Origin of the sequence: Photorhabdus hainanensis, assembly GCF_018448965.1 — a bacterium.
GTDB classification, from domain to species: domain Bacteria; phylum Pseudomonadota; class Gammaproteobacteria; order Enterobacterales; family Enterobacteriaceae; genus Photorhabdus; species Photorhabdus akhurstii.
In genome coordinates, this window is record NZ_RCWD01000035.1 from 32,155 (window position 1) to 54,953 (window position 22,799).

1 protein-coding gene (running past one end of the window) is annotated in these 22,799 nt (G+C 54.0%); it reads left to right on the forward strand.

Translation table 11 applies throughout. The annotated features are described in order from the left end of the window. Nucleotides 1-22,799, forward strand: the 3' portion of a protein-coding gene (locus EAE92_RS18400) for a non-ribosomal peptide synthase/polyketide synthase (protein ID WP_214069131.1). Its footprint begins 13,594 nt before the window's first position; only the last 22,799 of its 36,393 coding nucleotides appear in the window; its start codon lies off the left edge, out of view; the stop codon is at nucleotides 22,797-22,799.

The following is a 22,799-nucleotide window of genomic DNA, read 5'->3' on the forward strand; positions in this document are numbered from 1 at the left end:
AGCTCACCGATGACGAATATCAGTTTTTGCTGACTTTGCATCACATTATTTCCGATGGCTGGTCCGCTAATGTGCTGATACAGGAGTTGAGCACGCTCTATACGGCGTTTATAGACGGGCAATCCGATCCGTTGCCGCCGCTGGCGATTCAGTATCCGGATTACGCCGCCTGGCAGCGTCAGTGGCTGTCGGCTGAACGAATTCAGGCTCAGTCTGACTATTGGCGTGTAATGTTGTCTGACGCGCCGGTTCTGTTGGATCTGCCGACAGATCGGCCTCGTCCGCCGGCGCAGGCGTTTGCCGGAGATGCTGTGCCGGTTAACCTGGATGTTGAGTTAACGACCGCCCTTAAGCGCCTTAGTGAACAGCACGGCGTCACCTTATTTATGACGCTGTTGTCAGCCTGGGCGGTGGTTCTGTCACGTTTGTCAGGTCAGGACGATGTGGTGATTGGCACCCCGAGTGCCGGCCGTAGTCGTCAGGAAGTAGAACCGTTGATTGGCTTCTTTGTCAATACGTTGGCATTGCGCATGGATTTATCGGGTGAGCTAAACGTGGCTGAGTTGCTGGCGCGAGTTCGGCAGACTGCATTAGCGGCTCAGGAGCATCAGGATTTACCGTTTGAGCAGGTGGTGGAAATCGTGCAACCGCCGCGCCGACTGGCGCATACCCCATTGTTCCAGGTGATGTTTGTCTGGCAGAACAATGAGAGCACGGACTGGGAACTGCCGAAGCTGGCAGTCTCACCGGTCGACCAAGCCGTTGATGTTGTCAAGTTTGATCTTGAACTGGGCTTGTCAGAAGAGGAGGGCCGGATTGTTGGGGCATTGAATTATGCCACCGCCCTGTTTGATCCATCGACAGTGGAACGGCAGGTGGAATATCTCCGCGCGGTGCTGCAAGCGATGGTGACTAACTCTCAACAGCCGGTTGGAGAAATTGATATTCTGTCTCCGACGGAACGCAAGTTGTTGCTGGAAACCTGGAACGCGACGGAAACCGCGTATCCGGAGGCATTGTGTATTCATCAATTGTTTGAACAACAAGTGGAGCAAACCCCGGATGCGATAGCATTAGTGTATGAAGATCAAACCCTCGGTTATGCCGAATTAAATGCCCGAGCTAACCGGTTGGCTCATCAGCTTATTGCGCTGGGCGTCGAGCCGGATCAACGAGTGGCGATTTGCGTGTCACGTTCACCGACAATGGTGGTGGCGTTGTTGGCGGTGCTGAAAGCCGGTGGAGCCTATGTGCCGTTGGACCCCGCTTATCCGGGTGAACGTCTGGTGCATATTCTGCATGATGCTGCGCCGACAGTGGTGCTGGCGGATAAGACCGGCTGGTCTGCATTAGGCGAGGAAACGCTGACCAGACTGGCAGTACTTGATCCGAATACCTTGCCTGATCAGCCGGACAGTAATCCTCAGATACCAGAGCTGACTTCCCGGCATTTGGCCTATGTAATTTATACCTCGGGTTCGACCGGGACCCCGAAAGGGGTGATGGTTGAACATAGTTCGCTCTTAAATCTACATGGCACGCTGACAGCGCGGGTGTTTGCGCCTTCATCTGCCTCTTACCGGGTTAGCCTGAACGCGAGTATGGCATTTGATGCGTCATTGCAACATATACTGGGTCTGTTGAATGGCTATACGCTGGTGATTGTTCCACAAGATGTGCGAGTCGATGGGGCCGCCTTATTGCAGTTTTTAGCCGCCACAGAGCTGGATGTGCTGGACTGTACGCCAATGCAATTAGAGATGTTGTTGGCGGCGGGGTTGTCTGACCATAAAAAAGCGTTGACGCTGTTGATTGGGGGGGAATCCATATCCACACAAACCTGGCAGACGATAGCCGGTATGCCGCAACTGACGGCCTATAATGTCTACGGCCCGACAGAATGTACCGTGGAGGTGACGTTGGCCTGTATAGATCCGTCGCATCCTTATCCAACTATCGGTCGTCCGCTGGATAATATCCGTCTTTATTTATTGGATAACGGTGGTTACCCTGTGCCGTTGGGGGCAATAGGGGAGTTGTACATTGGTGGAGGTAGCGTGGCGCGTGGCTACCTCAACCGACCTGACTTGACCGCTGAACGTTTCCTGTCTGACCCATTTAGTGATAAACCTGATGCCCGCATGTACCGCACTGGGGATTTAGCCCGCTACCTGCCGGATGGCAATCTGGAATTCCTGGGCCGCAACGACCAGCAGGTTAAAATCCGTGGTTTCCGCATTGAACCGGGGGAAATTGAGGCTCGTCTGATAGAGCACCCGGGGGTGCGTGAGGCGGCGGTGCTGGCGCTGGGGGATGGGCCAGATAAACGTCTGGTGGCCTATGTGGCGGCGCCAGTGGATGACGGATTGGTGAATAGTTTGCGTACTCACCTGAGTAAAATGTTGCCTGACTACATGGTGCCGTCAGCTTTTGTGCGGTTGGATGCTTTCCCGCTAACGCCGAATGGTAAGTTGGATCGTCGGGCGCTACCGGCGCCGGACGGCGAGGCGTTTGCCCGTCAGGTTTACGAAGCGCCCCAGGGGGAAATGGAAATAGCATTGGCGGCTATCTGGCGTGAGTTACTTGGCGTTGAGCAGATAAGCCGACATGACCATTTCTTTGCCTTGGGGGGGCATTCACTGTTGGCGGTACGGATGATCAACCGGATAGCTGCTTTCGGTATCGAACTGCCGTTGACTACGTTGTTTAAATCCCCTTCGTTAAAGGCATTTGCTGAGGTCATGCAGGCCAGGAAAGAGCAATCGGATACTATCCTGCCAGCCATCGTGCCGGTATCCCGTGAAGGAGAATTACCGTTATCATTTGCTCAACAGCGCTTGTGGTTCCTGGCGCAGCTTGATGGCGTTAGTGAAACTTATCATATCCCGATGGCCCTGCGTTTGAGTGGGCAATTGGATATCATGGCCTGGCAGAAAGCGCTGGATACCTTATTTGCCCGTCATGAAGCGTTACGCTCTGTCTTTGTCTCTATTGATGGTCAACCGCAAGTGCGGTTGTTGGCGTCGAATAGCGGCTTACTGTTATCGCAATATGATCTACGCGGGATCCCGGATGCTGATGTTGTTCTTGAGCGCCTGAGCATAGAGGAAGCCCATGCGTCATTTGACTTTGAAAGCGGCCCGCTTATCCGTGCGGCGCTCATCCGGCTCACCGATGACGAATATCAGTTTTTGCTGACTTTGCATCATATAATTTCCGATGGCTGGTCCGCTAATGTGCTGATACAGGAGTTGAACACACTCTATACGGCGTTTATGGCCGGGCAATCCGATCCGTTGCCGCCATTGGCGATTCAATACCCGGATTACGCCGCCTGGCAGCGTCAGTGGTTATCGGCTGAACGTATTCAGGTTCAGTCAGACTATTGGCGGGCAATGTTGGCTGACGCGCCAGTCTTGCTGGATTTGCCGACAGATCGGCCTCGACCGACGGAGCAGTCGTTTGTTGGGCAGTCCGTGCCGATTAACCTGGATGCGGCGTTAACAACCGCCCTTAAGCGCCTGAGTGGGCAGCGGGGCGTCACCTTATTTATGACGCTGTTGTCGGCCTGGGCGGTGGTTCTGTCGCGTTTGTCAGGTCAGGACGATGTGGTGATTGGCACCCCGAGTGCCGGCCGTAGTCGTCAGGAAGTAGAACCGTTGATTGGCTTCTTTGTCAATACGTTGGCATTGCGCATGGATTTATCGGGTGAGCTGACCGTGACTGAGTTGCTGGCGCGAGTCCGGCAAACCGCATTGGCGGCTCAGGAGCATCAGGACTTACCGTTTGAACAGGTGGTGGAAATTGTGCAACCGCCGCGCCGACTGGCGCATACCCCATTGTTCCAGGTGGTATTTGCCTGGCAGAACAATGAGAGCACGGACTGGGAACTGCCGAAACTGGCAGTCTCACCGGTCGATCAAGCCGTTGATGTTGTCAAGTTTGATCTTGAACTGGGTTTGTCAGAAGAGGAGGGCCGGATTGTTGGGGCGTTGAATTATGCCGCCGCCCTGTTTGATCCATCGACAATAGAACGGCTGGTGGAATATCTCCGCGCGGTGCTGCAAGCGATGGCGGCTAACCCTCAACAGCCGGTTGGAGAAATTGATATTCTGTCTCCGACGGAACGCAAGTTGTTGCTGGAAACCTGGAACGCGACGGAAACCGCATATCCGGAGGCATTGTGTATTCATCAATTGTTTGAACAACAAGTGGAGCAAACCCCGGGTGCGATAGCATTAGTGTATGAAGATCAAACCCTCGGTTATGCGGAATTAAATGCCCGGGCTAACCGGTTGGCCCATCAGCTTATTGCGCTGGGCGTAGAGCCGGATCAGCGAGTGGCGATTTGCGTGTCGCGTTCACCGGCCATGGTGGTGGGAATATTGGCAATACTGAAAGCCGGTGGTGCTTATGTGCCGTTGGACCCGGTTTATACCGGGGAGCGTCTGGCACATATTCTGACTGATGCCGCTCCGGTTATTTTGCTGGCGGATAAAGCCGGACGTGCTGCGTTGGGTGAGCAGGCGCTGGCGGAACTCACGGTACTTGACCCGAATGCATTGCTCAACCTGCGGGACGACAACCCGCAGATACCGGCGCTCACTTCACGACATCTGGCGTATGTCATTTATACCTCAGGTTCGACCGGGACGCCGAAAGGCGTGATGCTGGAACATCGTGGTGTCTGCAACTACCTGCTATGGGCGCGGAGTGATTACCTCACGGAACGGCAATGTAATAGTATCGTTTCGTCATCAATCGCCTTTGATGCCACGGTCACCAGTCTTTACCTGCCTTTACTGTGCGGCGGCAAGATCCATTTGCTCCGTGACAGGCAGGAGCTGGTTGAATTGCTTCCTGCGTTGTTATCAATGGAATCAGGCGCTCTGGTTAAAATTACTCCCGGTCATCTTTCGGCAATGGGGCAGAAATTGAAAACCGAGGGACGAAAATGTCCGGCCCACTGCTTTATCGTGGGTGGAGAGGCGCTGCCCAGTTCCACTATTGCACTTTGGCGGACATTATCGCCAGGATCACGCATCATCAACGAGTATGGCCCAACTGAAACCGTTGTGGGTTGTACCGTGTTTGATGTCAATCACTCGGGCTGTTTTGCCGATAACGTACCGATTGGCCGCCCAATATCCAATACCCAGATTTATATTCTCGATATTCACGGGAAACCTGTCCCAATGGGTGTCACAGGTGAACTTTACATTGGGGGCGTCGCTGTCGCTCGTGGCTACCTGAATCGGCCAGACTTGACGGCGGAAGGTTTCCTGATGGATCCGTTTAGTGATCGACCGGGCGCTCGTATGTACCGTACCGGGGATTTAGCCCGCTACCTGCCGGACGGCAACCTGGAATTCCTGGGCCGTAACGATGAGCAGGTTAAAATCCGCGGTTTCCGCATTGAACCGGGGGAAATTGAGGCACGTCTGATAGAGCACCCGGCGGTGCGTGAGGCGGCGGTGCTGGCGCTGGGGGATGGGCAGGACAAACGGCTGGTTGCTTATGTGGTCGCGCCGGTGGATGACGGGTTGGTGAATAGTTTACGTGCTCACCTGAGTAAAATGTTGCCTGATTACATGGTGCCGTCAGCCTTCGTGCGGTTGGATGCTTTCCCGCTAACGCCGAATGGTAAGTTGGATCGTCGGGCGCTACCGGCGCCGGACGGCGAGGCGTTTGCCCGTCAGGTTTATGAAGCGCCGCAAGGGGAAGCGGAAATCGCATTGGCGGCTATCTGGCGTGAGTTGCTAGGTATAGAACAGATTAGTCGGCACGATAGCTTCTTCGCGCTGGGCGGCCATTCTCTGCTTGCTGTACGGATGATTGAACGTCTGCGTCATCTGGGGCTGACGCTGGCGGTGCGTGACCTGTTCCAGTCACCGGTGTTATCTGAACTGGCCCAAACATTAGGGCAATATCGGGCTGTGGCAGTGCCGCCGAATGTGATTACGTCAGCGACGACAACACTTACGCCGGAGATGTTGCCGCTGGTAGATCTGACCCAGGCTGACATTGACTGTATCGTCGGGCAAGTGCCGGGCGGGATGACCAATATTCAGGATATTTATGCCTTGTCGCCGTTGCAGGACGGTATTTTGTTCCACCACTTATTGGCAAACGAAGGTGATCCGTATCTGGGTGTCAGTCAGATAGCCTTTGCTGATCGCGCTTTGCTGGACCGCTATCTGGCGGCGGTACAACGGGTGGTTGATCGCCATGATATCCTGCGTACCGCCTTTATCTGGCGAGAGTTGTCTGTACCGGTTCAGGTGGTTTGGCGTCAAGCCACGTTGTCAGTGATGGAACTGGATTTGAATCCGGCCGATGGGCGGATTTGTGAACAGTTAACCCAGCGTTTTGACCCTCGTCATCATCGTCTCGACTTGGGCGAGGCGCCGCTATTGCGCTTTGTGGTGGCTCAAGAGGTTGATGGTCGCTGGATTGTACAGCAATTGTTGCATCATCTGATTGGCGACCACACCACGCTGGAAGTAATGAATAGTGAAGTACAAGCTTATCTGAGCGGACAGGAGGAGAGTCTGCCAGCGCCGGCGCCTTTCCGCAATCTGGTGGCGCAGGCCCGGTTAGGCGTCAGTCAGGAAGAACACGCTCGCTTCTTTACTGACATGTTAGTCGAGGTAGATGAACCGACTTTGCCGTTTGGTTTGACGGAGGTGTACCGTGATGGATCACAGGTGACGGAATCGCACCGGATGTTGTCAGCCGAGCTAAATAACCGTTTACGCCATCAGGCGAGACATTTGGGCGTCAGTTTGGCGGCATTGTGTCATCTGGCTTGGGCACAGGTACTATCGTGTACCAGCGGGCAGGAGCAAGTGGTGTTTGGCACGGTGCTGCTTGGGCGCATGGCGGCGGGAGATGGGGTCGACAGCGGCATGGGGCTGTTTATTAATACCTTGCCGCTGCGGTTGGATATCGATGAGACCTCGGTACGAGACAGTGTTCAGGCCGCTCATACCCGATTGGCTGGATTACTGGCGCATGAGCATGCGTCACTGGCGCTGGCCCAGCGTTGCAGCAGTGTTGCTAGTGGTACGCCGCTGTTCAACGCATTATTAAACTACCGGCATAACCTCTCTCTGGTAACGCTGAATGAAACAATGAAGGGCATTGAATTCTTAAGCGGAGAGGAGCGGACTAACTATCCGTTTACCCTGTCAGTGGAGGATTTTGGCGATGCTCTGGGGCTGACGGCTCAAATTGTCCAGCCGTTTGATCCGGATCGCATATGCGGTTATATGCAGCAGGCGTTGGAAAGTCTGGCGGAAGCACTTGAACGGCGGCCTGAGACACCGGTGCGGGCATTAAATATTTTGCCTGAAGTGGAGCGAAAACTACTGCTGGAAATGTGGAATACCACTGAAACCGCCTATCCTGAGACGTTATGTATTCATCAGTTGTTTGAACAACAGGTGGAGCAAACCCCAGAGGCTACGGCGTTAGAGTATCAAGAACAAATCCTCAGCTATGCTGAACTCAATAGCAGAGCTAACCGTCTTGCTCACAAACTGATTACGCTGGGTGTTGTACCGGACCAGCGGGTAGTGATTTGTGCAACACGTTCACCAGCGATGCTAGTGGGGCTGTTGGCGATACTGAAAGCCGGAGGGGCGTATGTGCCGTTGGACCCAACTTATCCGGGGGAGCGTCTGACGCATATCCTGAATGATGTTGCCCCGTCAGTGGTGCTGGCGGATAAGATTGGACGGTCGGCTCTGAGCGAAGAGGCATTGGCCGGGTTGACGGTATTAGATCCGAATATTCAGCCTGACCAGCCGGACAGCAATCCACAAGGGATTGCACTGACTCCACAACATCTGGCGTATGTTATCTATACTTCTGGCTCTACCGGCACGCCGAAAGGTGTAATGGTGGAACATCAGGCCATTTATCAACGTTATTTCGGTTTTAATCAGACCTATGCCGTCACGGCACAAGACCGGATGCTGCAATTTTCCTCTTTTGCCTTCGATGCGTCCGTCGAAGAATTGTTCTCATCATTATGCAATGGCGCCACGTTAGTGATTCGTGATGATAGTTGGTTGGCTTCTGTGTCGGCGTTTATCGCCTTAGCCCGACAGAATCAAATCACCGTGATGTCTCTGCCAACCCTGTTCTGGTCTGAACTGGCAGCCAGAGACAAGGCATTATTGCTACCGGATTGCCTCAGATTAATCATTATTGGTGGCGAGATGGTGAAGAAGAGCGCCATTCAATCGTGGTTTGCGCAGGCAGCGCCTCGTCCACGATTATTAAATACTTATGGCCCGACGGAAAATACCGTGATTGCGACCTGTCAGGCGATATTATCCCCGGAAGATGCGTGTTCTATAGGCCGACCAGTTAGCCATACTGGCATATACTTGCTGGACAGATATGGCCAGCCTGTGCCATTAGGCAGTATTGGCGAAATATATATTGGCGGCGCTGGTGTGGCGCGTGGCTATCTGAACCGCCCTGAATTGACCGCCGAACGTTTCCTTGTTGATCCATTCAGTGATAACCCGGATGCTCGCATGTACCGCACCGGGGATTTAGCCCGTTATCTGCCGGACGGCAATCTGGAATTCCTGGGCCGTAACGACCAGCAGGTTAAAATCCGCGGCTTCCGCATTGAACCGGGGGAAATTGAATCCCGGTTGGCGGAACACCCGGCAGTGAGTGAATCTGTGGTATTGGCACAGAGTGAAGGACAAGAGAAACGGCTGGTTGCCTATGTCGTGGCGCCAGAGGATGACGAACTGGTGAACAGTCTGCGTACTCACCTGAGTGCTGTTTTACCTGATTATATGGTGCCAACGGCTTTTGTGCGGCTGGATGCATTCCCGTTGACTCCGAACGGTAAGCTGGATCGTCGAGCGTTACCGGCGCCGGACAGTGACGCTGTTGCTCGTCAAACTTATGAAGCGCCACAAGGGGAAACGGAAATAGCCTTGGCGGCGATTTGGCGTGAAGTCTTAGGTGTTGAACAGATCAGCCGGTATGACAACTTCTTTGCTCTGGGCGGTCACTCGTTACTGGCGATGCGAGTGATGAATCGGGTAGCTGCTTTAGGTGGAGAATTGCCGCTGACGACTCTGTTTAAATCCCCTTCGTTGAGGGCGTTTGCTGAGGTTATGCAAGCCCGGATGGGACAGCCGGATATTATTCTGCCGTCCATTCTGCCGATATCCCGTGAAGGGGAATTACCGTTATCATTTGCTCAACAACGCCTGTGGTTCCTGGCGCAGCTTGAGGGCGTCAGTGAAACTTATCATATCCCGATGTCCCTGCGTTTGTCTGGTCAACTGGATATCGTAGCCTGGCAAAAGGCGCTGGATGCCTTGTTTGCCCGTCATGAAGCGTTACGTTCTGTCTTTGTTTCTGTAGATGGTCAACCGCAAGTGCGACTGCTGGAACCAGATAGCGGCTTACTGTTATCTCAATATGACCTGCGCGGAGTTTCGGATGCTGATGAAGTTCTTGAGCGCCTGAACACGGAGGAGGCCCATGCGTCATTTGACCTCGAAAGCGGCCCGCTTATCCGTGCCGCCCTCATCCGGCTCACCGATGACGAATATCAATTTTTACTGACTCAGCATCATATTATTTCCGATGGCTGGTCTGCCAATGTACTGATACAGGAATTGAACGCGCTCTATACGGCGTTTATGACTGGGCAACCGGATACGTTGCCGCCGTTGGCGATTCAATACCCGGATTACGCCGCCTGGCAGCGCCAATGGTTGTCGGCTGAACGGGTTCAGGTTCAATCCGACTATTGGCGTGCAATGTTGGCTGACGCGCCGGTTCTGTTGGATGTGCCCACTGACCGGCCTCGTCCGCCGGAGCAGTCGTTTGCCGGAGATGCCGTGCCGGTTAACCTGGATGTTGAATTAACGATAGCCCTTAAGCGTCTGAGTGAGCAGCAGGGCGTCACCTTATTCATGACGCTGTTGTCAGCCTGGGCGGTGGTTCTGTCACGTTTGTCAAGTCAGGAAGATGTGGTGATTGGCACGCCGAGCGCGGGCCGTGGTCGTCAGGAAGTGGAACCGTTGATTGGCTTCTTTGTCAATACGTTGGCGTTGCGTATTGGTTTATCAGGCGAGTTGACCGTGACGGAATTACTGGCGCGAGTTCGGCAAATCGCATTGACGGCTCAGGAGCATCAGGATTTGCCGTTTGAACAGGTGGTGGAAATTGTGCAGCCGCCGCGCCGACTGGCTCATACCCCGTTATTCCAGGTGATGTTTGCCTGGCATAACAATGAGAACTCGGAATGGGAATTACCGGGGCTGGCAGTCTCACCGGTCTATCAAGCTTTTGATATTGTCAAGTTTGATCTTGAACTGGGATTGGCAGAGGAGGAGGGCAGGATTGTTGGGGCGCTGAGTTATGCCTCTGCCCTGTTTGATTCGGCAACAATGGAACGACAGGTGGGATATCTGCACGCGGTGTTGCAAGCGATGGTGGTTAACCCTCAACAGCCGATCGGAGAAATTGATATTCTGGCCCCGGCGGAGCGCAAGCTATTGCTGGAGACCTGGAACGCGACGGGAACCGCCTATCCTGAGGCGTTATGCATTCATCAATTGTTTGAACAACAGGTGGAGCGAACGCCGGAGGCCACGGCGCTGGTGTATCAAGAGCAAACCCTCAGTTATGCCGAATTAAATGCCCGCGCTAACCGGTTGGCCCATCAGCTTATCGCATTGGGCATCGAACCTGACCAGCCGGTGGCGATTTGTGTGTCGCGTTCACCAGTGATGGTGGCGGCGCTGTTGGCGGTGTTGAAAGCCGGTGGCGCCTATGTGCCGCTGGACCCAACTTATCCGCTGGAGCGTTTGGCGTATATCCTGAATGATACTACTCCGTCAGTGGTATTGGCTGATGCGACTGGACGGGCGGCGCTGGGTGATGAAGCGTTGAGCGGGCTGACGGTACTTGACCCGAATACCTTGCCAGATCAGTCGGATCGCAACCCGCAGGTAGCCGCATTGACGCCGCGGCATCTGATTTACATCATCTATACCTCCGGCTCCACTGGACAGCCGAAAGGGGTGATGGTGGAACATCAGGCGGTGTATCAGCGTCATTTGGGTTTTAATGAGTCTTATGCGGTTACGGCGCAAGATCGGATGTTGCAATTTGCTTCTTTTGCATTTGACGTTTCAGTGGAAGAGTGTTTCTCGACATTATGCAACGGCGCCACGCTGGTCATGCGTGATGATAGTTGGCTGACGTCGATGTCGGAGTTTATTGCCTTAGTCTGGCAGCACCGTATCACCGTGTTATCTCTGCCGGCGTTATTTTGGTCCGAACTGGTTGCCAGAGACGATAATGCATTACCGCTGCCGGATTGTCTCCGGCTCATTATCATTGGCGGTGAGGCGGTCAAAAAGAGCGCCATTCAGGACTGGTTTGTGCGAGAACTCCACCGACCCCGTCTATTGAACGCTTATGGCCCGACGGAAAATACCGTAACAGCGACTTGTAAGGAGATTTTATCTCCAACCGATGATTGTTCTATCGGTCGGCCGCTTAAAAATACCTGTGTCTACCTGTTGGACAAATACGGTCAGTTAGTCCCGTTAGGCGGCGTTGGCGAAATGTATATTGGCGGCGTGGGTGTGGCGCGAGGTTATCTTAACCAGCCGGAACTGAGCGCGGAACGTTTTATACCGGACCCTTTTAGCCCGGTATCTGGCGCGCGGATGTATGTTACTGGGGATTTGGCCCGTTATTTGCCGGATGGCAGCCTGGAATTCCTGGGGCGTAACGACCATCAGGTTAAAATTCGCGGCTTCCGGGTTGAGCTGGGAGAAATTGAAACCCGGTTGGAGGAGCACCCGGCGGTGCAAGAGGCGGCGGTGCTGGTGTGGGAGGATGAGCAGAGCAAACGGCTGGTCGCCTATGTGGCGGCAGAAGCGAATGAAGGGTTGGCAGTCCGTTTGCGTGAACATTTGAGCGCGGTTTTACCTGACTATATGGTACCGGCGGCTTTTGTGCGGCTGGATACTTTACCGCAGACCCCGAATGGCAAGTTGGATCGCCGGGCGTTGCCGGCGCCGGGGGAGGAGGCGTTTGCCCGTCAGATCTATGAAGCTCCGCAAGGGAAGATAGAAACGATGTTGGCGGCTGTCTGGCGTGAGTTACTGAGCGTTGAACAGATTAGCCGACATGACAGCTTCTTTGCGCTGGGTGGTCATTCGTTGCTTGCTGTGCGCATGATTGAACGATTGCGGCGTATTGGTCTGAGTATATCGGTAAAAACGTTATTCCAGCATCCGACACTCTGTATTTTGGCCCAGTCTCTGGTTCAGCATAATGAAATTCAGGTGCCTGACAACCGTATTACACCGGATACGACGGTGCTGACGCCGGCGATGTTGCCGCTGATTGATTTAACCCAGGCTGACATTGACCACATTGTTGAGCAAGTGCCGGGCGGGATCGCCAATATTCAGGATATCTATGCGCTGTCGCCGTTGCAGGATGGCATTTTGTTCCACCATCTGTTGGCGAATGAGGGTGATCCCTATCTGTTGACGGGGCAGATGGCTTTTGCTGACCGAGCGCTGTTGGATCGTTATCTGGCAGCAGTTCAACAGATCATTGATCGGCACGATATTCTACGTACTGCGTTTCTCTGGCAGGGATTGTCAGTCCCGGCGCAAGTGGTCTGGCGTCAGGCCCCATTGTCGGTGACGGAATTGACATTAAATCCAGCGGACGGCCCGGTCAGCGAGCAGTTAACCCAGCGTTTTGATCCGCGTCATCATCGTCTTGACCTGAGCGAAGCACCGTTGTTGCGTTTTGTCATCGCTCGGGAAACCGATGGTCGTTGGTTGTTGCTGGAATTGCATCATCACTTGATCGGCGATCATGAAACGATGGAGGTGATGCACCGCGAAGTGCAGGCGTACCTGACAGGCCAGGAGGATAATCTGCCTGCGCCGACACCGTTCCGCAATCTGGTGGCTCAGGTCCGGTTGGGGGTAAGTCAGGAAGAACATACCCGTTTCTTTACTGACATGTTAGCAGGGGTAGATGAGCCGACTCTGCCGTTTGGTTTGACGGAAGTGCGTCGTGATGGTTCGCAGGTGACGGAAGTTCACCGGATGTTGTCAGCCGGATTAAATGACCGTTTGCGTCATCAGGCGAGACATCTGGGCGTCAGTCTGGCGGCCTTGTGTCATCTGGCTTGGGCGCAGGTGTTGGCGCGTACCAGCGGTCAGAAGAATGTCGTGTTTGGTACGGTGCTGTTTGGGCGTATGCAGGCAGGGGAAGGGGCGGACAATAGTATGGGGCTGTTTATTAATACCTTGCCGCTGCGACTGGATATCGACGAGACTCCAGTACGGAGCAGCGTGCAGGCCGCCCATGCTCGACTCGCCGGACTATTAGAACATGAGCACGCTTCACTGGCGCTGGCCCAGCGTTGCAGCGGCGTGCAAGGTGAGATCCCTCTCTTTAATAGTTTGCTGAACTATCGGCATAACACCTTGCTGGCCGTGTCGGATGACATCATCAGCGGTATTGAATTTATTGGCGGGCAGGAGCGGACCAACTATCCGTTAATGCTATCAGTGGAGGATTTTGGCGAATCCCTGGGGCTGACGGCTCAGGTCGTGCAACCGTTTGATCCTGAAAGTCTATGCGGTTATATGCAGCGAGCGCTGGAAAGTCTGGTGGATGCCCTTGAGCGAGTGCCGGACATGCCTGTGAGGGCATTGGAAATCTTGCCGAAAGCGGAACGTACGCTGTTGCTGGAAACCTGGAACGCGACGGAAACTACCTATCCTGAGATGTTATGTGTTCACCAGTTGTTTGAACAACAGGTGGAGCAAACCCCTGACGCGACAGCGTTAGTGTATCAAGAGCAAACCCTCAGTTATGACGAATTAAATACCCGCGCCAACCGTCTGGCCCATCAGCTTATCGCACTGGGCGTCGTACCCGACCAGAGGGTGGCGATTTGCGCGGCGCGTTCACCGGCGATGGTAGTGGGATTGTTGGCGGTGATGAAAGCGGGCGGAGCGTATGTGCCGCTAGACCCGGCTTATCCTGGCGGGCGTCTGACACATGTCCTGCATGATGCGGCCCCAATGGTGGTGTTGGCGGATGAAGCTGGCAGGGCTGTACTGGGTGAGGAAGCGCTGGCTGGACTAACGGTACTGGACCCGAATACTCTGCCTGATCAGCCGGACAATAATCCACGGGCGCCTGCGCTGACTTCCCGGCATCTGGCCTATGTGATTTACACCTCCGGCTCCACGGGGGCGCCCAAAGGGGTGATGATTGAGCACCGCAATGCGGTTAACTTCCTGTACTGGGCGCAGCGGGCCTTTGAGACGGAAGAGATCCACGAAGTGCTTTTCTCGACGTCGATGAGTTTCGACCTGTCCATTTTTGAATGTTTTATGCCGTTGTCTCGTGGCGCGGCGATTCATCTGGTAGAGGGTGCCTTGTCATTGATGCAGCATGCCTTGCCGGTGACCTTGATCAACTCAGTCCCGTCAGCAATGAAACCGTTATTGCAGGCTCAGGCGCTGATGGCGTCGGTTCATACTGTCAATCTGGCGGGGGAACCGCTCAAAGGCGCCTTAATTGAACAGATTTTCGCAGAAACACAAATACAGCGGTTGTGTAATCTCTATGGACCTTCTGAAACGACCACCTATTCAGCCTGGTTGCCGATACAGCGAGGCGACCGAATCATTGAAAGTATCGGCCGTCCGATAGCCAACACCCGTCTTTATTTACTGGACGAGTATGGTCAACCGGCGCCGTTGGGCGTAGTGGGGGAAATTTATATCGGGGGCGCGGGAGTGGCGCGTGGCTACCTCAATCGTTCAGACTTGACGGCGGAACGGTTCCTGATTGATCCGTTTAGTGATATGCCGGATGCCCGGATGTACCGCACCGGGGATTTAGCCCGTTATTTGCCGGACGGCAATCTGGAATTCCTTGGCCGTAACGACCAGCAGGTTAAAATCCGCGGCTTCCGCATTGAACCGGGGGAAATTGAATCCCGGTTGGTGGAACACCCGGCGGTGAGTGAATCTGTGGTATTGGCGCAAGGGGAAGGGCAGGAAAAACGGCTGGTGGCCTATGTGGCGGCGGAAGCTCATGAGGGGTTGGTGACAAGCCTGCGTACTTACCTGCAAGCTATTTTGCCTGATTACATGGTGCCGTCGGCCTTTGTGCGGCTGGATGCGCTGCCATTGACGCCGAACGGTAAATTGGATCGTCAAGCGTTACCGGCGCCAGACAATGAAGCTGTTGCCCGTCAGGTTTACGAAGCGCCACAGGGAGAAACGGAAATGGCTCTGGCGGCGATTTGGCGTGAAGTCTTAGGTGTTGAACAGATCAGCCGGTATGACAATTTCTTTGCTCTGGGCGGCCATTCGTTGTTGGCGGTGCGGGTGATGAACCGGGTAGCCGCTTTGGGGATCGAACTGCCGCTAACGACCCTGTTTAAGTCTCCTTCGTTAAGGGCGTTTGCTGAGGTTATGAAGGCCCGGCCCGGTCAACCGGATAATATCTTGCCGATATCCCGTGATGGGGCGTTACCGCTGTCATTTGCTCAACAGCGCTTGTGGTTCCTGGCGCAGCTCAAGGGCGTCAGTGAAACTTATCATATCCCGATGGCCCTGCGTTTATCTGGACAATTGGATGTTATGGCTTGGCAAAAAGCGCTGGATACCTTATTTGCCCGCCATGAAGCGTTACGTTCGGTTTTTGTCTCTGTAGATGGTCAGCCACAAGTACATCTGTTGGAGCCGGATAGCGGCTTACTATTATCTCAATATGACCTGCGCGGGATATCGGATGCTGATGTTGTTCTTGAGCGCCTGAGCGTAGAAGAGGCCCATGCGTCATTTGACCTTGAAAGCGGCCCGCTTATCCGTGCTGCGCTTATCCGGATCGCCGATGACGAATATCAGTTTTTGCTGACCCTGCATCACATAATTTCCGATGGCTGGTCTGCCAGTGTGCTGATACAGGAGCTGAACACACTCTATACGGCGTTTATGGATGGGCAATCCGATCCATTGCCGCCGTTGGCGATTCAATACCCAGATTACGCCGCCTGGCAGCGTCAATGGTTGTCGGCTGAACGTATTCAGGTTCAATCTGACTATTGGCGTGCAATGTTGGCTGACGCGCCAGTCTTGCTGGATTTGCCGACAGATCGGCCTCGACCGCCGGAGCAGTCGTTTGTTGGGCAGTCCGTGCCGATTAACCTGGATGCGGCGTTAACAACCGCCCTTAAGCGCCTGAGTGAACAGCACGGCGTCACCTTATTTATGACGCTGTTGTCAGCCTGGGCGGTGGTTCTGTCGCGCCTATCAGGTCAGGAAGATGTGGTGATCGGCACCCCGAGCGCGGGTCGCAATCGTCAAGAAGTGGAGCCGTTGATTGGTTTCTTTGTCAATACGTTAGCGTTGCGCATGGATTTATCGGGTGAACTGACGGTGACGGAATTACTGGCGCGAGTTCGGCAAACCGCATTGACAGCTCAGGAGCATCAGGATTTACCGTTTGAACAGGTGGTGGAAATTGTGCAACCGCCGCGCCGACTGGCGCATACCCCATTGTTCCAGGTGATGTTTGTCTGGCAGAACAATGAGAACACGGAGTGGGGATTACCGGGGCTGGCGGTGTCGCCGGTCAATCAAGCCGTTGATGTTGTCAAGTTTGATCTTGAACTGAGCTTGTCAGAGGAGGAGGGCAGGATTGTTGGGGAGTTGAATTTTGCCGCCGCCCTATTTGATCCATCGACAATGGAGCGGCAGGTAGGATATTTGCATGCGGTACTGCAAGCAATGGCGGCTGACTCTCAACAGCCGGTCGGAGAAATTGATATCTTGTCCCCGGCGGAGCGTAGGTTGTTGTTGGAAACCTGGAACGCCACGGAAACCGCCTATCCTGATGAGTTATGTATCCATCAATTGTTTGAACGGCAGGTGGAGAAAACGCCTGATGCGATAGCATTAGTGTATGAAGAGCTAACCCTCAGTTATGCCGAATTAAATAGCCGTGCTAACCGGCTGGCTCGTCAACTGATCGAACAAGGAGTTTGTCCCGGTGATCATATTGCGCTCCTGCTAGCGCGTTCGATGGAACTGGTAGCGGCTCAATTGGCGATTCTTAAAGCGGGCGCCGTTTACGTGCCGGTTGATCCCAATGTACCGGATGAACGGAAAAACTGGCTGATAAGTGATTGTTCCGCCCGGTTGCTGCTTACTGATACACGGTCGGATATTCCGCTGAATCTGACTGTGCCGCTGCTTCGTCTCGCGGATGAAATAGATACGGGCTGCGAAGAAGGTCGCTTTAACCTTGACTTACCGCGTTCCAGCGCCGAATTAGCGTATATCATGTACACCTCTGGTTCTACCGGGATGCCTAAAGGCGTCTTGGTGCCGCATCGTGCGGTGGTCCGGCTGGTTATCAATAATGGTTATGCTGAAATCGGGCCGGATGATCGGGTAGCCTTTGCCGCCAATCCGGCTTTCGATGCCAGCACGTTTGAAGTTTGGGCGCCGTTGCTCAATGGCGGCGCATTAGTGGTGATCGATCATGCTACTTTGTTGACGCCGCAGGCGTTTGTACAAGATCTACAAATTCAACGAATCACGGTTCTGTGGTTGAGCGTCGGATTGTTTAACCAGTTAGCGACGGAGCTGTCTCCGGTTCTTCCACAGATAAAGCTGCTGATTGTCGGCGGAGATGCCCTTGATCCCCATGTTATCGGCCAGGTACTGAACACCAGTCCGCCACAACAGCTATTAAATGGCTATGGACCGAGTGAAGGCACCACCTTTACGGCAACATACCGTATCACCGCATTAGAGCCGGGAGCCGCTCGCGTTCCTATCGGTCGACCGGTAGCCAACACGCGGGTTTATCTGTTGGACGCGTATGGTCAGCCGGCGCCGTTAGGAGTGGTCGGTGAGATTTATATCGGGGGAGATGGAGTGGCCTGTGGTTATCTTAATCGGCCAGAATTGACCGCTGAACGTTTCCTGATTGATCCATTCAGTGATAACCCAGATGCCCGCCTGTACCGCACCGGGGATTTGGCCCGTTATCTACCGGATGGCAATCTGGAATTCCTGGGCCGCAATGATCAGCAGGTTAAAATCCGCGGTTTCCGCATTGAACCAGAGGAAATTGAGGCTCGGTTAGCAGAGTACCCAACGGTGCGTGAGGCGGCGGTATTGGTACGAGGTGAAGGGCAGGAGAAACGGCTGGTGGCCTATGTGGCGGCGGAAGCCCATGACGGACTGGCGAGTATCTTGCGTGCCCATCTAAGCGCCATTTTGCCTGACTATATGGTGCCGTCGGCCTTTGTACGACTGGATGCGTTTCCGCTAACGCCGAACGGTAAATTGGATCATCAAGCGTTGCCGGAACCGGACAATGACGCCTTTGTCCACCAAGTTTACGCCGCGCCTCAGGGAGAAACAGAAATAGCTTTGGCGGCTATCTGGCGTGAATTACTGGGGATTGAGCAGGTCAGCCGGTATGACAGCTTTTTTGCCTTGGGTGGTCATTCGCTGCTTGCGATACGGATGGTTGAACGCTTGCGTCATCTGGGATTGACGCTGACGGCGCGTGATCTGTTCCAATCGCCGGTGCTGTCAGACCTGGCGAAAACATTGGGACAGCATCAGGCTGTGATAGTGCCGCCTAACGTCATCACTTCGGCAACTACGGCCCTGACGCCGGCGATGTTGCCGCTGATTGATTTGACTCAGGCTGACATTGACCGCATCGTCAGACAGGTGCCGGGCGGAGTAAGCAACATTCAGGATATCTATGCCCTGTCGCCGTTGCAGGACGGTATTTTGTTCCACCACTTACTGGCAGACGAAGGGGACCCCTATTTGTTAGCCGGCCAGATGGTCTTTGCTGATCGGACTCTACTGGATCGTTATCTGGCGGCAGTACAACAAGTTGTTGATCGCCACGATATTTTGCGTACCGCCTTTGTCTGGCAAGAGCTGTCAGTGCCGGCTCAGGTCGTCTGGCGTCAGGCGCCTTTATCGGTTACTGAATTGACGTTAGACCCGGCGGATGGGCCGATTTGTGATCAGCTGATTCAACGTTTTAATCCGCGTCATTATCGTCTTGAGCTGGATCAAGCGCCATTGTTGCGGTTTGTGGCGGCGCAGGAGAGTGATGGTCGTTGGGTAGTACTGCAATTGCTGCATCATCTGATTGGCGACCATACCACGTTGGACGTGATGAACAGTGAGGTTCAGGCGTATCTTACCGAACGGGAGGAGAGTCTGACCTCCCCAGTCTCTTTCCGTAATTTAGTGGCTGAGGCCCGGTTGGGAATGAGTCAGGAGGAACATACCCGCTTCTTTACTGAAATGTTGGCGGAGGTGGACGAACCGACGCTGCCATTCGGATTGACGGAGGTGCATCGTGATGGTTCACAGGTGACGGAATCCCACTGGATGCTGGCGCCTGAACTGAATGATCGTCTGCGTGGACAGGCTCGGCGTTTGGGGGTCAGTCTGGCGGCGTTGTGCCATCTGGCCTGGGCGCAAGTGTTGTCGCGCACCAGCGATCAGAAGCAAGTGGTGTTCGGCACCGTGCTGTTTGGGCGGATGCAGGCAGGTGAAGGCGCCGACAATGGCATGGGGCTGTTTATCAATACCTTGCCGCTGCGGCTGGACATCGATGATACGCCGGTACGGGAGAGTGTGCTGGCCGCCCATGCCCGACTGGCCGGATTACTGGCGCATGAACATGCGTCACTGGCGTTGGCCCAGCGTTGCAGTGGCGTACAGGGTGAGATCCCTCTCTTTAGTAGCTTGCTGAACTATCGACATAATGCATTTTCGACAACGTTGGATGAACTTGTAAACGGCATTGAATTCCTTGATATGCAGGAGCGAACCAATTATCCGTTAGTGTTGTCGGTGGAGGATTTTGGCGAATCCTTGGGGGTAACTGTTCAAGTTGCCCAGCCATTTGAACCGGAGCGGGTATGTGGTTATATGCGGCAGGCATTGGAGAGCCTGGCGGAGGCACTGGAACAGACCCCGGAAACGCCGGTACGGACATTAAGCATTCTGCCGGAAGCGGAGCGTACACTGTTGCTGAAAAACTGGAACGCCACGGAAACCGCGTATCCTGAAGCATTGTGTATTCATCAATTGTTTGAACAGCAAGTGGAGCAAACCCCGGATGCGATAGCATTAGTATATGAAGATCAAATCCTCAGTTATGCGGAATTAAATGCCCGTGCTAACCGGTTGGCTCATCAGCTTATCACTCAGGGCGTCGAGCCGGACCAACGGGTAGCGATTTGCGTGTCGCGTTCACCGGCAATGGTGGTGGGAATATTGGCGATACTGAAAGCCGGCGGCGCCTATGTGCCGCTAGATCCGGTCTATACTGGGGAGCGTCTGGCACATATTCTGACTGATGCCGCTCCGGTTATCTTGCTGGCGGATAACGCCGGACGTGCTGCGTTGGGCGAGAAGGCTCAGGCGGAACGCACCGTACTTGACCCGAATGCATTGTTCAACCAGCGGGATGACAACCCGCAGATACCGGCGCTCACTTCACGACATCTGGCGTATGTCATTTATACCTCGGGTTCGACCGGGACGCCGAAAGGCGTGATGCTGGAACATCGCGGTATCTGCAACTACCTGCTATGGGCGCGAAGTGATTACCTCACTGAAAGGCAGTGCAATAGTATCGTTTCGTCATCAATAGCCTTTGATGCCACGGTCACCAGTCTTTACCTGCCTTTACTGTGCGGCGGCAAGATCCATTTGCTCCGTGACGGACAGGAGCTGGTTGAATTGCTGCCTGCGTTGTTATCAATGGAATCAGGCGCTCTGGTTAAAATTACTCCCGGTCATCTTTCGGCAATGGGGCAGAAATTGAAAACCGAGGGACGAAAATGTCCGGCTCACTGCTTTATCGTGGGTGGAGAGGTGCTGCCCAGTTCCACTATTGCACTTTGGCGAACATTATCGCCCGGATCACGCATCATCAACGAGTATGGCCCAACCGAAACCGTCGTGGGTTGTACCGTGTTTGATGTCAACCACCTAAGCTGTTCTGCCGATAACGTACCGATTGGCCGCCCAATATCCAATACCCAAATTTATATTCTTGATGCCCACGGGGAACCTGTCCCAGTGGGTGTCATGGGTGAACTTTACATTGGGGGAGTCGCTGTCGCGCGTGGCTACCTGAATCGGCCGGAATTGACCGCTGAACGTTTCCTGATGGACCCGTTTAGTGATCAACCGGGCGCTCGTATGTACCGTACCGGGGATTTAGCCCGCTACCTGCCGGACGGCAACCTGGAATTCCTGGGCCGTAACGATGAGCAGGTTAAAATCCGCGGTTTCCGTATTGAACCGGGGGAAATTGAAACACGTCTGATAGAGCATCCGGCGGTGCGTGAGGCGACTGTGCTGGCGCTGGGAGATGGGCAGGACAAACGGCTGGTGGCTTATGTGGTCGCGCCGGTGGATGACGGGTTGGTGAATAGTTTGCGTACTCACCTGAGTAAAATGTTGCCTGACTACATGGTGCCGTCAGCCTTCGTGCGGTTGGATGCTTTCCCGCTAACGCCGAATGGTAAGCTGGATCGTCGGGCGCTACCGGCGCCGGACGGCGAGGCGTTTGCCCGTCAGGTTTATGAAGCGCCGCAAGGGGAAGCGGAAATCGCCTTGGCGGCTATCTGGCGTGAGTTGCTGGGTGTAGAACAGATTAGTCGGCATGATAACTTCTTCACGTTGGGCGGCCATTCACTGCTTGCCATGCGAATGATAAATCTTGCTGCTGGTCGAGGTTTGGTTTGCACATTGAATGCTGTGTTCCAATTCCCGGTGCTGACTGAACTGGCTGCGAAAATTACCTCAGATCTGTTATCTCAGCCGCAAAACAGCGCCATATCGGTACGACTTGATGGGGCAGGGTTGCCGCTGTTCTTTGTGCCCAGCGGCATGGGTGATTACTCCTACGTCTTCGGGCTGGCTCGACATATTCCATCGGACTACCCGATTTATGCGCTGCCTTGGCCGTCTATTAATGAAAAACCGATGGCGACAATGGAGCGGCAGGCGGCGAGAATGATCACCTTGATAAAGGCTGTTCAACCGGAAGGACCTTATCGGCTATGTGGTTACTCTTCTGGTGGAATATTGGCTTATGCTATTGCTCAGCAGCTTTTGAATGCGGGTGAAGCGGTCAATTTCCTGGGATTGATTGATGTGCCTGCGCCTCATTATTTAGGGGAACAGATCATACAACCTAAATATCGGTTCTTTATTGAACTGGCTCGACAGTCAGGGGAGGAGTGCACGGAAGAGATTGCGGCGTTATACCGGCGAATCGATGAGTTGAATTTTGTGCAGTTTATTGAAGCGGCACAAGAATTGGCGTTATATCCTGCAAATCTGCATGCTGATGTGATCGCAAAACGTTGGGAGCAGATCGAACATTACGCGCAAATAGTTGCGAACTATGAGCCGCCAGCATTAGCAATAACGCTGCATCAGTTCTATGCAGTAGAACCTTCCCCTGCTATTTCTTTTATAGAGGATGAAACACCGGAGTCAGTGAACATGGAACCGTCATTGGGTTGGGCGCAGATAATAGCTGATACCTCGCTTGAGCTGATTGCAATACCGGGTAACCATTTTAGTTTATTGGAGGATGATGAGAATAAAACTGTCTTAGCTCAGGCTTTAAATAGGGCGTTGGAAATCAGTTGTGATGAGGAGACATCGTAA